Below are 13,099 nucleotides of genomic sequence, written 5' to 3'. Positions count from 1 at the left end.
AATGGCCCAAGCGCGTGCGCTGCCCCTTGGGCTAGCGTGGCTTCTTTCCGACATGGTTCTGGTCACTGTTATGACCGTCCTCGTCAAAATGAGCGGGGCCAGTTACCCATCGGTGCAGATTGTTTTTATTCGCTCGCTCATCGGTCTCGTGAGCGTGCTGCCTCTGGCATGGAAACACCGCACTGCGCTCAAAAGCACCAAGCGACTGGGACAACACAGTTTTCGGGTATTGTGCAATACGCTTGCCCTTAACTGCAATTTCGCAGCGCTGACGGCACTGCCTTTGGCGCTCGTAAACGCCATCGGCTTTACCAGGCCGCTCGTCACTCTGGCGCTGGCCAGCTGGCTCCTTCAAGAACGCTCGGGGCCGTGGCGCTGGATAGGCACTGGGATCGGTTTTTTTGGCGTGCTGATCATGATTGGCCCCAATCAAGTCGAATGGAACCTAGGCCTATTAGCCGCTCTTGGCACTGTTGTGTTCGGTTCGCTATCCACGGTGCAAACCCGTGCATTGGCAGGAGAGAACACAACCACATTGATGGTCTTTTATACCGTTGGGCTGACTGTATTCACATCCGCCCCAGCGATCATCATGTGGGAACCGGTGCGTCTTGGCGATTGGCCAGTCCTGATAGCGATCGGTGTACTCGCGCAAGTTGGACAATATTGCTTTCTCCGCGCCTATCAGAGCTCCCCAGCCAATCAACTGGCGCCCTTTCACTATCTTTCCATTATAGCCGCAACCGCCGCAGGGTTCCTTGCCTTTGGTGAGATACCATCCGCGTCAACCGCTATTGGCATCGCCATTATCCTATCGGCGCTTTACATCACCAATCATCTCGACAAACGACAGTCGGCACACCGCACCGCACCCTAAGCTCGCGCTCGACCTTCGGGTCCCGCCTCTACCGAGGATGGACCCAGATAATAGAAATATCGAGCTTGAGGTGTCTTATAAGAAGCTCACGGCCATGGAGGCTGAGGTCCGCGAGGTCCGGTCGAGGTGGCCCGCTCGCGCCCGAGCAAAATACTAACGCGGCACAACATCCCACGAGGGATGAACTAATAACCGCAACAATTTCATGAAAGAAAATGGCGCGAGAGACGGGGCTCGAACCCGCGACCTCCGGCGTGACAGGCCGGCGCTCTAACCAACTGAGCTACTCCCGCAGCGCTTGCGAACTCTCGTTCGGCGCAACGTGAAACTCATCTACTGCACTATTCGGCCAAAGGAAAGGTGCTGACAAAAATATATCGAGATCACTGTGCCTTAGACGTGGAAAACTCCGTCAAAGGCCTGTGTTCCTGCGATCCACCTGCATGAGCGCAGCATTAGCTCGGTACAACCTCCAAGCGCCCGAGCAGAGAAGCCGCGTGATTGAGGCTTGCGCCGGTTGAGATCAGCATTGTGGGTAGTGTCAGCCATTCCAGAGCCCAAGCAACGCCTGAGCGCTCGTTCTCATGGATCATCGCGAGATTGAGCGTGCCAGCATGCCCCGCAACCTGCTTGGCTAAGGTCACCAAAGCTTCGGCAGTTACCGGATTAGATTTATGGGCCATCGCAGATGACGATCCGCCGCCAGTCAGGCGGACAGCGCCGATTTCATTCTGCGCAAGAAGGGCCACATCCATGCCGATCTTCCCCAAAATGCCCGTTATCTGCACGAGGATATTGCCGAAGCTGACGATTTGGTCGCGCTGACTATGCCAAGGCTCTGCGAGACCGAGGTCCAGCATTTCCGCCATGTGCCGAGCAATAGTATCGCCATACCCGTCAAAACTGGCGCGATCACCCACTGGGCCACCCAATTGGAGCACCAAAAGCGACTGTCGCAAAGGGCCTAAGGCTTTCAAAATGCGCGCGAGCGGTTCACTCCAAGTGGCGAGTTTGGCGCTCCATGTGGACGCTAGGGCAATTTGCATACGCGTATGCGCCAGGTAAGGCCTGTTTCCGAATTCAGCCTTCATCTCGCCTAGTCTGGTCAGAAGCAGAGAGATCCGCTCCTCATAAATGGCAATCACCTTCGCCAATTGCAACATAAGTGCGGTGTCGACAGCATCTTGGCTCGTCGCGCCCTTGTGCAGATACACAGCGGCAGACGGCGAAAGCCGAGGCTTGAGCTGCCTAATCAGTGCGGGAATGGGTACGCCATCGCGGGCCATGCCGAGTTTGAGGTCGTTCCAATCCACCGAGAACTGTGCGAGCGCTGTTTCAATTTCTTGCGCTGCGGCTTCAGGAATGAAGCCGGAAATGGCGCTAGCTTTCGCCAATGCGACTTCAAACGCCAAATAACCGCTGACGAGCGCTTCGTTACTGAGCAGCGCCTCGATTACCGGGTCACTGGCAAAGGCCGACAGCAGGTTATTCATAGCCAGTGACCCAAAAATCAGATGTCAAAGAACACGGTTTCACCTTCGCCTTGCAGGCGAATGTCAAAATGATACGCGAGCGTGCCATCTGCGTCATCTCGCTTTGCAACAAGAGTTGCCCGACGGCGTAGGTCCATAATTTTCTTTAGGACATAGTCTGCAGCATTGGCTTCTGCCTCGTCGTCAAAATAGACACGGGTCTGCAGACCAATATTGACGCCACGCGCCACGATCCACACGCTGATATGCGGAGCCATGAGAGTGCCATCCGGCGCCTTTACGCGACCGGGCTTAACCGTGTCGAAAAGAAACGATCCGTCCTCCTGGGTAGGCTGTCTACCCCATCCGGTAAACAACGGTGGGGAGTCTCCTTGCTGGGGAAAGTTGCCTTCGGCATCAGCTTGCCAAATTTCGAGCACAGCATCGGACACTGGCGCTCCGGAACCATCGATAACCCGACCGCGTAAAGCAATGCGCGGGCCGTTATAGCCCTCACCCAACATAGTCTTGCCGGTGTCTTCGGCGATAACGCCGGTAATGCCACAGAAGTTGGGCGTCATGCCGATGTGGACATATGGGCCGGCGGTCTGCGAGGGGGATTCTTTCAAAACAGGGATTGGGTGCAGCATCAGTTCCCCTCCAACTTGTTTTCGAACATGGTGGAGCGGCGGCCTCTCAAGACAATATCGAAACGATAGGCCAAGGCGTCCATCGGCGTCGTATTCATTCTGTCCAATCGGGCGATCAACTGATCAATCGCGCTCTTGTCAGGAATCGTGCCCACAATCGGGCACTGCCAGATCATCGGATCGCCCTCAAAATACATCTGAGTGATGAGCCGCTGCGCGAAGGCATGGCCAAACACCGAGAAGTGGATATGTGCCGGGCGCCAGTCATTGCCGGTATTGGGCCAAGGGTATGCACCGGGCTTGATTGTGCGGAAACTATAGAAGCCATTCTGGTCCGTAATAGCGCGGCCAAACCCGCCAAAATTGGGATCAAGAGCGGCGAGATAGCCTTCCTTCTTGTGACGATAGCGCCCGCCGGCATTGGCCTGCCAGAACTCAACCAGAGTGTTCGGAACCGCGCGCGCGTTCTCGTCCAACACCTGACCATAGACGATCATGCGCTGACCAATGGCTTCATTCCCATCCTTAGTAAAGTTGCGGATGAGGTCATTATCCAGCGCACCGATTGGCTCATGACCGAAAGTCGGACCAGTCATCTCCGACTTGGTTGGCCCCAAAGCGATGAGGCTGTGCTGAGGGGAGCGAAAGGTGGAACTCTTGTACCCCGGTGTCGCCGCTGGCGGATGCCAGTCGCGATCTCGCTGAAACAATACCCCGTCATCTCCGGGTAAGATTATACCGCTCATCTGTCCTCCCCCTGGACCTTTTTGAGTTCTTCTTTAGCCAAGCGAAACGCTGCGTTCGCCGCCGGAACTCCTGAGTAGATTGCAACATGCATCAGAACTTGCGCCAAGTCCTCTTGCGTGGCGCCTGTATTGGCTGTTGCGCGTACATGCATGGCGAATTCTTCTTCGCGGCCCAATGCCGCGAGGATTGCCAAGGTGATCAAAGAGCGTTCACGTGGCGTCAAATCAGGGTTGGACCAAACCGTGCCCCACGCGGTTTCGGTGATAAAAGTCTGAAAATCCCGATCCAGATCGGAAATTCGAGCTGTTGCCGCATCCACATGCTTGTCGCCCAAAATGGCGCGACGCGTTTTCATACCTTGCTCGAATGGTGCTGAGTTAGGCATGACCATGCCCTTCCAAAAAAGATTGAATATGACGAGACAGTTGGCCCGGCGTCTCTAGGCTCGGAAGATGCCCCACGTGTTCAAGCAGAATATAGCTGGCGTCCGCGATGCGATCGGCACTTGCTTTTACCAGCACAGGCGGGGTTGCCTGATCGTCAGAACCCGCGAAAACAAGTGTCGGCACTGAGATATGATCAAGGGCCGATGTCAGATCAGCGTCCCTTAATGTTGCGCAGGTTGCAGCATAACCTTGCGCGCTGTTCTGCAAGAACTGCCGACGCCAAACACTCCAAGCTGCAGTATTATCTCGCTCAAATCGAGGGCTGAACCAGCGCGTCATGATTGCATCAGCGATTGGCTCCACCCCATAAGCCAATACGGTCTCCATCCGCTCATTCCAGAAGGCATCGGTGCCGATCTTTGCCGCGGTGTTGCAGAGGATGAGCGCATCAACCCTTTGAGCGCAGCGCTGCACCACGCCTTGCGAGATAAGCCCACCAATCGACACGCCGCACAGAGCAAAGCGGTCGAAACCAACATGGTCAACCAGCGCCAGCAAATCGTCGACCTGATCGTTAAGAGTATATGGTCCGCGCGGCACCGCGCTCAAACCATGACCTCTGAGATCATAACTCAAAACACGATAGCGCTGAGCAAGATGGGAGATCACATCATCCCAAATTCGGCTATCGGTGCCGAGCGAGTTGACCAAGACCAGCGCTGGACCGAGCTTTGGACCACAGAGGCGATAGTACAGCGCGCCTGAATATCGTTCTAAGAAAGCCATACCGTCCCCCGACCCTGAGATTAGAGAGAAACACGCGCGAAGGTAAAATGATAACTTCAGCCCTAAATATAACCCTCAAATTATTTGACGAGCGAGCGAAACGCAGCGATCCTCAATAAACACCCGCCTTTTATAACTAGGAGGACAGTTTGAGCGGCCGCTTGGTAGACCCACGGATAAAAATTCGCCACCTAGTCTGCTTCCTCGAAGTGGTCCGCCTTCGCTCGATTGTCGGGGCTGCTGAGGCTCTGAACATAAGTCAGCCGGCGGTTACGAAAACCGTTCAGGACCTCGAAGAGATTTTGGGCGAAGCACTCTTTGATCGCAGTAAACGTCGGCTTGCGCTGACAGGATTAGGTGAAGTCTTCTATCGCTACACCTCGACCAGCATGTCAGCGCTCCGGCAAGGGATCGACGCCACGCGCCGCTCATCCCAGGCGACGACTTTGCGGGTCGGCGCCCTACCCTCAGTATCCGCGCGCATTTTGCCCAAAGCCGTTCAGCAATTCGCCCAAGCCGTGCCCGATGTCGTGACCCGCATCATTACCGGTCCGAATGGACACTTGCTCTCGCTTCTGCGTACCGGCGATGTGGATTTTGTCATCGGCCGCATGGCGGATCCGGCTGATATGCTCGGCCTCTCCTTCGAGCATCTCTACTCTGAGTGCGCCGTCGCGGTCGTGCGCAAAGATCACGAGCTGCTCGCCCGTGACCACCTCGATTTGTCTGCCGTGGCGGACTACGAAGTCCTATTGCCGCCGCCAGACGCTTTGATCTATCCGTTGGTGTCGCGGCTGTTTTTGGCACACAATGTCATCGATCATAAGCGCCGGGTCGAAACCGTATCAGATGCATTTGCGCGCGCCTATGTGCGCAGCACTGACGCAATCTGGTTTATATCCGAAGGTGTCGTTGCCAACGATCTGGCTGAACATCAACTCGTCAAACTCCCCTTCGATTTGAGTGAAACAGTCGGGCCCTTAGGGTTCACCACCCGCACCGATGTCGATCCGACGATCGATGTCACGACGCTGATGAACATGGTGCGCGAGCGCGCTGAGGAGATTCGAATGCCTCCTAACGCCGAATGATGTTTTGCCGATCCGCCCGCACTTGCAGTGGAGACTTCCCCAAATGTCGCGTCACGAACCGCGCGAAATAGGCCGGATCATCAAACCCGAGTTCGGACGCCACAAGTTTGACGGACAGATCTGAAAACATGAGATAGCGCCGTGCCTCCGTCGCCAGTCGTCGATTGATCACTGATTGCGCGGAACCGCCAAGCATGGCGTGGCAGACCCTGTTGAGGTGGGTATGACTGACCCCCAGCTGTTGGGCCAAAACCGAGACACTGCGTGAGCTGCGATAGGTTTGCTCGACCATTCCTCGAAATCGATCGAAGAGAAGCTGATTGCGTTGCAATGGGTTATCGGACTGGATGGACGCTGCTGAAGCACGCTCAATCGCAGCGAATAGCAGCGTTAGAAGCGCGTTTTGTACGAGTTCATGCTTCGCACCCGGACTGCGCAGTTCACCAAGCACCTGATCGACCAATGAGCGCGCGTCAACCACCCCGTGAATGACCAAAGCCTGGTCAAAAGCGAAGCCTAAGGCGCGAATATCAGTTTCGAAAAGCGTGAGGACAAGTCCGTCCACATCCTCCGAAAACCAATATTCGTGCACGACCATTGTCGGGATCAGCACCAGATCACCAGAGTGCAACGAGACTTGAACGCCGTCCAACACCGCCGTCGCCGTGCCACCATCGATCACCAAGACCTGCAGCAATTGCTCATGGCGATGCTTATCGATGTGGAAGCCATGTAGCCGGCTGCGGGCTTGGATAGTCTCCCAATGCAGCAACTCGTGCGGGTCGGTCAGCTCACCATAAAGCGTGTAAGTCGGAATATGCGACATGTTCAGATCGTCCAGCTTTTTGTCGCTCTGATCCATTCACCTGACCATATTTGGAGCGCATCCTGCAAGCGAGGGGGATCGTTCTATGCGTACGCAGGTCGTTATTATCGGCGCCGGCCCAGCTGGCCTCATGCTCGGGCGCCTTTTAGACATAGTGGGCATTGCCAATATTATTCTGGAGCGCAAGACCGCTGATTATGTTTTGGGGAGAATCCGGGCTGGCGTGCTGGAGCAGAGTTCTGTCGATCTGCTCAAGACAGTCGGGGCGGCCGACCGCCTACAAAGAGAGGGCATAGTCCATCACGGCACCACGCTCAGCTACGGCGAAACCCACCATCGCATCGACTTCACCGCGCTCGTCGGACGACATGTGACTGTTTACGGTCAGACCGAAATCACACGCGATCTCATGGCACTACGTCCGCGAGAAACGACAATCTATGAAGCGGAAGACGTTGAACTTCACGATCTAGATGACACCCCAAGTGTCTCGTGGACAGAACACGGCGTGCGCAAGACAGTGGAGTGCGACTTCATCGCGGGCTGCGATGGCTATCACGGCGTAAGCCGAGCAAGTGTGCCGCCGAAAGCGCTCAACGTTTATGAGAAGGTCTACCCCTTTGGCTGGCTGGGCCTACTCTCTGATACGCCCCCTGTCGCGCATGAATTGATCTACGCGCACCACCACCAAGGCTTTGCCCTGTGCTCACAGCGCTCGCCAACCCGGAGTCGCTATTATGTCCAAGTCGACGCCTCGGAAGATGTATCGAATTGGAGCGACGATCGCTTCTGGGATGAACTGCGTTCGCGCCTCTCTCCAGAAATCGCCGAACAGGTGGTCACTGGCGCCTCACTGGAGAAGTCGATCGCGCAGCTGCGCAGTTTTGTTGTAGAGCCGCTGCGTTTCGGCAAGCTGTTTTTGGCCGGCGACGCAGCCCATATCGTGCCACCCACAGGGGCGAAGGGCCTCAACCTCGCCATGTCCGATGTGGCTCTGTTGGCGGAAGCTCTGACGGAGGCACTTATCGGAAAATCCACGGCAGGCCTCGACCACTATTCACCCCGCGCACTCGCCCATATCTGGAAGGCAGAACGTTTTAGTTGGTGGATGACAAACCTGCTCCATGTCTTCCCACAGCACACCGCGTTTGAGCAGAACATGCAGCGGGCGGAGTTCGACTATCTCATTAGCTCCACTCATGCTCAACGCTCGCTCGCTGAGAACTATACAGGCTTAAGATCTTAGAGTTTCTCATAGAAAAGCCCCGCCAACACGGGCGGGGCTTCATAGTTCATTGCGGCAGATTATTTGCCTTCAGCAGCGATATACGCGCGGGCCTTTCCCACCAGCGCGGGGCCATCAACGCCGATGGCCTCCATTTCCTTGTACCAATCCGCGTAGGTTGGCTCAGCTGCGGCCACCCACTGGGCGGTTTGCTCAGCATCGATCTGAACGATATTGTTGCCAGCCTTGACCGCAAGAGAAAGACCGGTGGCATCGCCATTGTCCATCACACGACCGAACTGGCGGGACAGTTCAAGACCGCTGTGCTCATCGATGATCGCCTTCAAATCATCGGTGAGGTTGTTGTAGCTGTCATGGTTCATGAACATGCCAAATGTCTGGCTGTAGAGACCATAGTCACTGGTAAAACCGGTGTGGTTTTTGACCAGCTCGGCGATGCGCAGCGATGGCGTCACTTCCCACGGAACCGTGGTCGCTTCGATCACGCCTTTGGAAAGAGCTTCTGGAGTCTGCGTTACCGGCATGCCGACCGGCTCCGCCCCCAAGAGACGCAACATGTTGGAGATAATACGCGATCCGCCGCGGACCTTCATACCCTTCAAATCTTCCAACGAAGTGATCGGATCGTTGGAGTGGAACAGGCCAGGACCATGGGTGTGCAGCGCCAGAACATGGGTATCGGCGATTTCGTCGGCAGCATTCTCCATCACGTATTTATAGAACGCAGCAGAAGACGCTTCACCTGACGTCAGCATGAACGGCAGCTCGAAGACTTCGGCTTTGGGGAAACGGCCTGGTGTGTAGCCCAGAATAGTCCAGATGATGTCGACGACGCCGTCCTTAGCCTGATCGTACAAGTCGGCAGGAACGCCACCCAACTGCATGGCAGGATAGAGTTCAAAAGCGATACGGCCGCCCGAGGCCTCGCTCACAATCTTGGTCCAAGGTTCGATTGCTTGCGCAGGGATCGTTGCCTGCGCCGGGAGCATCTGGTGAATGCGCAGTGTCACTTCCTGAGCAAAGCTCGTGGATGACATGGCCAGCGCCGCAAGTGCGCCCAGAAGCAGAGTGGTCTTTTTCATAATCTTCCTCCCTTTAAAAGGCCGAGAAATGTCCCGGCTTAAATGCCTGCGTGCCCTTTCCTCCAAGTCCACGCAGGCAAATCGCTAATACACCCACCAAACCAAGCATAAGGTTATGGCAGGGAACGCCACCAGGATTATGGTTCGAACTATGTCGCTGATGACAAAAGGAATAACCCCAGCATAGGTATCTGAGAGCTTGGTCTCTGGGGACATTGAGTTGATGATGAACAGGTTCATGCCCACCGGCGGTGTGATCAGGCCAACCTCTACCGCGATCAAAACAATGATGCCGAACCAGATACCGAACTCATCTGGTGTCATACCGAAATCGAGAACCATCATCATTGGGTAGAGGATCGGAATGGTCAGCAGGATCATGGACAGGGAGTCCATGACGCAGCCCAGGATGAGATAGAACACGAGGACAATCGCCAGCACGACCCAAGGGTTGAACGCCTGTTCGCCAATCCAGTTAGCAGACATCTGTGGCAGCTGTGACAACGCCAGGAAGCTGTTCAGGACCGCCGCGCCAAAAACAATCAAGAAGATCATCGCTGTAGAGGCTGCGGTCGAGAGCAGTGCATCGCGCACATTGGCCCACGTCAGGCTCCGGTTTGCCAGAGCAATCAACCCTGTGCCCGCCGCGCCAATAGCGGCCGCCTCAGTCGGCGTGAAGAGGCCTGTATAAATGCCGCCGATAACCAGCGTGAAGACGGCAAGCACGGGCCAAATCTCGAACAGCGCCTTAAAGCGCTCACCATAGGGCTTGCGCTCTAGAGTGGTGCCAGCGCCCGGCCTAACGCGAACATAGATCGCAATAACAATAATATAGCCGATCGCAGCAAGGATCCCTGGGATAAAGGCGGCCATGAAGAGCTTGGCGATATTTTGCTCGGTCAACACTGCGAAGATGACCAAGATCACCGAGGGCGGGATCAAAATCCCAAGTGTCCCTCCCGCAGCAACCGTGCCGGTGGCAAGGCTGTTGGAATAGCCATGCTTTTTTAGCTCTGGCAACGCAACGCGCCCCATCGTGGCTGCCGTCGCCAAGGATGAGCCAACAATTGAGCCAAAGCCCGCGCTGGCACCGATGGCAGCCATCGCGACCCCGCCCTTGCGATGGCCGAGCCAAGCTGTTGCAGCCGTGAAGATTTTACTCGACAGCCCACTCAGCGTTGCAAACTGCCCCATCAACAAAAACAGCGGCACAACCGAGAGGCTATGGGACGCAAAAGTGCTGTAGCTGAGCGACTTGAACTGCGACATCACCGGATTGAAGGTCTTGGTCACCATCCAGGAGCCAAAGATACCGACGATCATCATCGCCAAGCCGATGGGGACACGCAGAAAGACGAGAATGAGAACAACGGGGATGCCAAGCAGCCCCAACATGACGTTAAAGCTCAATGTTCGCTCCCCGCGTGCTTTGGCGCAGCACGTCCCGCAATCGCATCGCCAATCGATCGGCCCAGTACGTATGCTGAAACGATCACCATAACGACGGCCCCGATGACGGCTGCCGCATAGGCCCAGCCCATTGAAAGGCCGAGCAGAATGGTCGTTTCGCGATAGTTGAATTTATCCAGCATGCCGAGCCACAGGCGCCAGGCTATGAATGCCGATGCAAGCAGCATCAGAAGATCTGTCACCACCAGGATCCACATATTCGCGCGGTCACCGAAATTGTCGGTGACGAGCGAAACAAGTGCGTGACCACGAGTTAGATGCGCCCAAGGCAAAAACGCGAAAACGGCAAAGCCCATCCCCACCGATATGAGCTCGTAATCGCCAAGAATGGGCTTCATTCCGGCCCAGATAAAGGCACGACCGATAACACTAAAAACAACGATACCGATCATCGCCAGCAGCACGAAGCCACCGAGCAAAGCGGTCCATCGCGCCAGCCCATGCGCGGACCTGCCGAGTAGTGAAGTATCTTGGAACACGGCTCCCCCCTCTTCCAACGATAGCGATTAAACGCCTCAGGCGCGGTAGTGTAAAATGATATAAGATCCCCACATTATAACCACAGAGTTATTACTTTACCGCCCCGCATGTAATTTACATCGATACAACACCAACATCGGCGCGATATATATAACTATTTCAACCAGATTGATAAGCGAGTTGCAGGTCTATAAAAGGCTAAGCTTGACGGACCAGATGTCAACAATGTTATCAAGCATAACAAATGACCGACTTCGCCACAAGCACAGCCCGCATCTTCGGAGCCAGCAATGAACGAGCATGAGGCTCTAACCAACACATCCGACGAAAACCTCCGCACAGAGGCGACGCTGGGTATGATTGGTTACCGTCTGCGCCGGGCACAGCTCAGCGTATTCCAGCAATTCTTGAGCTTCTTCGAGACGCTAAACCTCCGGCCGGCCGAGTATTCTGTTCTTGTGCTCATGGAAGAGAACCCTGGGCGCAAACAAAGTGAGATTGCAGCGGCACTCTCTATCAAGCGCGCCAATTTTGTGGCCCTTGTCGACGGGCTCGAAAAACGCGGATTGATCAGCCGCGAAGTCGTGGCCAATGATCGCCGCGCCAATGCTCTGTATCTGACTGAACAGGGCACCAGATTTTTGGCAGACGCTCGCGACGTCCACGCCAAGCTTGAGGATGACCTCGTCGCCAGGCTTGGCGGGACGGAACAACGTGACACCTTGCTGAGCCTGCTCAAGAAGATCACCTGACAAATACCGGCTGACGCTTTTCGAGGAAGGCGCGCAGCCCCTCCTCCGCATCTGGGCCTGTCTGACTTAGTGCTGCCACAAGGCTTTCGGCATAGAGACCCGCTTCAGGCGGCATGGCTGCGATTTGAGCGATGGCTTGAATGATAAATTGATTGATCGTCGGTGAGTTCTTTACGATCCTCTCCGCCAATTCGAAGGCCTTGGTCAACGCCTGCCCCTCGGGCACACAATGATGGGCCAGCCCCAGCCTTTCCCCCTCAACGCCTGTGTAGCTCCGCCCTGTCAGCATCATCTCCGTCATGCGGTCGGCCCCAATTAGACCAGAGATGCGCACCGAACCGCCGCCGCCAACGAAAATCCCACGCAGGCCTTCAGGCATTTGAAAACGGACCGACTCCTCCGCCACGCGAACGTGGCAGGTCGCGGCAAACTCCAGCCCGCCCCCCATGACGGCTCCAGACATTGCGGCAATCACGGGACGCGGAGATTGCGCAACCAGAGCCATGACCCGATGCCAATTGCGCGAATGCGCCATCACTTCAAGCGGCGCCCGAGCGACGTGTTGGGACAGATCTAGTCCAGATGAAAAATGTCCGCCTTCACCAGAAACGATCACCGCGCGCGTTTCATCCCCAAGACTGGAGAAGAATGCGTCGAGCGCTGCAATCAGATCGTCGTTTAGGGCATTCCGCTTTTCGGGCCGGTTCAACGCAATATGCGCTATTGCCCCGTGATTTTGTATTTTTAAAACGTCAGACTGGGTCATAGACCAACCTTTCACTGTGGCAGTGAACTGCGCGTGACGCGCAAACAAATCAGGAAGATAGACGCTCGCGCACGTCATCGGGCAAGGCCGCAGAGCGGATCGCGCCGGTCTCATCGCGCTGCACCCACACGCGTTTCTCACGCGCTTCAATCGCAAGAGCGTCGTCACGATAGACGTGGTGCAGCACACCAAAGCTCGAGCGTCCGAGCTCAGAAATCGACGTCCGGATCTCGATCTCGTCGCCATATTGCGAAGGAATGAGAAAACGCGAACTGGTGTCGACCATTGGGATGCCAGCGATACCGTAGTGCGCGACCCATTGGCGCTTGTTCATGCCGAACGCCGCAGACAGGAGCGCAGCGGTCGCATTGTCGAACATGCGAAAGTAGTTCGGGTAATAGACAATCCCGGCGGGATCACAGTCCCCGAACTGGATAAAGACGCGGGTTGAGTTGGAAAACATAGTTC

General features: G+C 55.8%; 15 protein-coding genes and 1 tRNA gene. 4 read left to right on the top strand and 12 right to left on the bottom strand.

The window, feature by feature from the left end:
• Window position 1 precedes the first annotated feature (1 nt).
• On the top strand, window positions 2–877 hold the full coding sequence (locus H4N61_RS07490) for a DMT family transporter (protein WP_182395659.1): 876 nt from the start codon (window positions 2–4) through the stop codon (window positions 875–877).
• A 216-nt stretch (window positions 878–1,093) separates the two neighbouring features.
• On the opposite strand, the gene H4N61_RS07485 is transcribed toward H4N61_RS07490, so the two are convergent.
• The 6 genes from H4N61_RS07485 to pcaD form a co-directional block, all read right to left on the bottom strand.
• A tRNA-Asp gene (locus tag H4N61_RS07485) sits at window positions 1,094–1,170 on the bottom strand.
• Between the two features lie 162 nt (window positions 1,171–1,332).
• Window positions 1,333–2,370, bottom strand: a complete 1,038-nt coding sequence (locus H4N61_RS07480; RefSeq protein ID WP_182395658.1) for a 3-carboxy-cis,cis-muconate cycloisomerase — start codon at window positions 2,368–2,370, stop codon at window positions 1,333–1,335.
• A gap of 17 nt (window positions 2,371–2,387) precedes the next feature.
• Window positions 2,388–2,999, bottom strand: coding sequence for a protocatechuate 3,4-dioxygenase subunit alpha (gene pcaG / locus H4N61_RS07475; protein ID WP_169193999.1), 612 nt, complete (start codon window positions 2,997–2,999; stop codon window positions 2,388–2,390).
• Window positions 2,999–3,745: a protocatechuate 3,4-dioxygenase subunit beta gene (pcaH, locus tag H4N61_RS07470; protein ID WP_169194000.1), complete on the bottom strand. Its 747-nt coding sequence runs from the start codon at window positions 3,743–3,745 to the stop codon at window positions 2,999–3,001. The genes pcaG and pcaH overlap by 1 nt, the downstream gene beginning before the upstream one ends.
• On the bottom strand, window positions 3,742–4,137 hold the full coding sequence (pcaC, locus tag H4N61_RS07465; protein ID WP_169194001.1) for a 4-carboxymuconolactone decarboxylase: 396 nt from the start codon (window positions 4,135–4,137) through the stop codon (window positions 3,742–3,744). Before pcaC ends, pcaH begins: the two co-directional genes overlap by 4 nt.
• Complete coding sequence (gene pcaD, locus H4N61_RS07460) at window positions 4,124–4,918, bottom strand: 3-oxoadipate enol-lactonase (RefSeq protein WP_182395657.1); 795 nt, start codon at window positions 4,916–4,918, stop codon at window positions 4,124–4,126. Before pcaD ends, pcaC begins: the two co-directional genes overlap by 14 nt.
• A 149-nt stretch (window positions 4,919–5,067) precedes the next feature.
• On the opposite strand from pcaD, the gene pcaQ reads away from it, so the two are divergent.
• Window positions 5,068–6,009, top strand: coding sequence for a pca operon transcription factor PcaQ (gene pcaQ / locus H4N61_RS07455; protein WP_169194003.1), 942 nt, complete (start codon window positions 5,068–5,070; stop codon window positions 6,007–6,009).
• On the opposite strand, the gene H4N61_RS07450 is transcribed toward pcaQ, so the two are convergent.
• On the bottom strand, window positions 5,996–6,871 hold the full coding sequence (locus H4N61_RS07450; protein ID WP_182395656.1) for a helix-turn-helix domain-containing protein: 876 nt from the start codon (window positions 6,869–6,871) through the stop codon (window positions 5,996–5,998). The genes pcaQ and H4N61_RS07450 overlap by 14 nt on opposite strands.
• Window positions 6,872–6,920: 49 nt before the next feature.
• Between H4N61_RS07450 and pobA the strand changes: the two genes are divergently transcribed.
• Window positions 6,921–8,081 (top strand): 4-hydroxybenzoate 3-monooxygenase, encoded by a 1,161-nt coding sequence (pobA, locus tag H4N61_RS07445; protein WP_169194005.1) that lies wholly within the window; start codon window positions 6,921–6,923, stop codon window positions 8,079–8,081.
• A 59-nt stretch (window positions 8,082–8,140) separates the two neighbouring features.
• On the opposite strand, the gene H4N61_RS07440 is transcribed toward pobA, so the two are convergent.
• The 3 genes from H4N61_RS07440 to H4N61_RS07430 all read right to left on the bottom strand — a co-directional run bounded on the left by H4N61_RS07440 (window position 8,141) and on the right by H4N61_RS07430 (window position 11,112).
• The gene (locus tag H4N61_RS07440; RefSeq protein WP_182395654.1) at window positions 8,141–9,163 is read right to left on the bottom strand and encodes a TRAP transporter substrate-binding protein; all 1,023 of its coding nucleotides are present in this window, start codon (window positions 9,161–9,163) and stop codon (window positions 8,141–8,143) included.
• Between the two features lie 84 nt (window positions 9,164–9,247).
• Complete coding sequence (locus tag H4N61_RS07435; RefSeq protein ID WP_169194184.1) at window positions 9,248–10,558, bottom strand: TRAP transporter large permease; 1,311 nt, start codon at window positions 10,556–10,558, stop codon at window positions 9,248–9,250.
• Window positions 10,559–10,569: 11 nt separating this feature from the next.
• Window positions 10,570–11,112, bottom strand: coding sequence for a TRAP transporter small permease (locus H4N61_RS07430; protein WP_169194007.1), 543 nt, complete (start codon window positions 11,110–11,112; stop codon window positions 10,570–10,572).
• A 291-nt stretch (window positions 11,113–11,403) separates the two neighbouring features.
• On the opposite strand from H4N61_RS07430, the gene H4N61_RS07425 reads away from it, so the two are divergent.
• Entirely contained in the window at window positions 11,404–11,865 is a 462-nt protein-coding gene (locus H4N61_RS07425) for a MarR family transcriptional regulator (protein WP_169194008.1), read from the top strand.
• Here the strand turns inward: H4N61_RS07425 and H4N61_RS07420 are convergent.
• Both H4N61_RS07420 and H4N61_RS07415 read right to left on the bottom strand, forming a co-directional pair.
• Complete coding sequence (locus H4N61_RS07420) at window positions 11,858–12,631, bottom strand: crotonase/enoyl-CoA hydratase family protein (RefSeq protein WP_182395652.1); 774 nt, start codon at window positions 12,629–12,631, stop codon at window positions 11,858–11,860. The genes H4N61_RS07425 and H4N61_RS07420 overlap by 8 nt on opposite strands.
• A gap of 49 nt (window positions 12,632–12,680) precedes the next feature.
• Window positions 12,681–13,094, bottom strand: a complete 414-nt coding sequence (locus H4N61_RS07415; protein WP_182395650.1) for a thioesterase family protein — start codon at window positions 13,092–13,094, stop codon at window positions 12,681–12,683.
• Window positions 13,095–13,099: the final 5 nt, after the last annotated feature.

The sequence above is a fragment of the Devosia sp. MC521 genome (assembly GCF_014127105.1).
Taxonomy (GTDB): Bacteria; Pseudomonadota; Alphaproteobacteria; order Rhizobiales; family Devosiaceae; genus Devosia.
This window is presented reverse-complemented; position numbering and strand designations above follow the sequence as displayed.

Bases quoted from the DNA above. Each gene is read 5' to 3' on its own strand.
- H4N61_RS07490 (WP_182395659.1), top strand. From the start codon at position 2: ATGGCCCAAGCGCGTGCGCTGCCCCTTGGGCTAGCGTGGCTTCTTTCC.
- H4N61_RS07480 (WP_182395658.1), bottom strand. From the start codon at position 2,370: ATGAATAACCTGCTGTCGGCCTTTGCCAGTGACCCGGTAATCGAGGCG.
- pcaG (WP_169193999.1), bottom strand. From the start codon at position 2,999: ATGCTGCACCCAATCCCTGTTTTGAAAGAATCCCCCTCGCAGACCGCC.
- pcaH (WP_169194000.1), bottom strand. From the start codon at position 3,745: ATGAGCGGTATAATCTTACCCGGAGATGACGGGGTATTGTTTCAGCGA.
- pcaC (WP_169194001.1), bottom strand. From the start codon at position 4,137: ATGGTCATGCCTAACTCAGCACCATTCGAGCAAGGTATGAAAACGCGT.
- pcaD (WP_182395657.1), bottom strand. From the start codon at position 4,918: ATGGCTTTCTTAGAACGATATTCAGGCGCGCTGTACTATCGCCTCTGT.
- H4N61_RS07450 (WP_182395656.1), bottom strand. From the start codon at position 6,871: ATGGATCAGAGCGACAAAAAGCTGGACGATCTGAACATGTCGCATATT.
- pobA (WP_169194005.1), top strand. From the start codon at position 6,921: ATGCGTACGCAGGTCGTTATTATCGGCGCCGGCCCAGCTGGCCTCATG.
- H4N61_RS07440 (WP_182395654.1), bottom strand. From the start codon at position 9,163: ATGAAAAAGACCACTCTGCTTCTGGGCGCACTTGCGGCGCTGGCCATG.
- H4N61_RS07435 (WP_169194184.1), bottom strand. From the start codon at position 10,558: ATGTTGGGGCTGCTTGGCATCCCCGTTGTTCTCATTCTCGTCTTTCTG.
- H4N61_RS07425 (WP_169194008.1), top strand. From the start codon at position 11,404: ATGAACGAGCATGAGGCTCTAACCAACACATCCGACGAAAACCTCCGC.
- H4N61_RS07420 (WP_182395652.1), bottom strand. From the start codon at position 12,631: ATGACCCAGTCTGACGTTTTAAAAATACAAAATCACGGGGCAATAGCG.
- H4N61_RS07415 (WP_182395650.1), bottom strand. From the start codon at position 13,094: ATGTTTTCCAACTCAACCCGCGTCTTTATCCAGTTCGGGGACTGTGAT.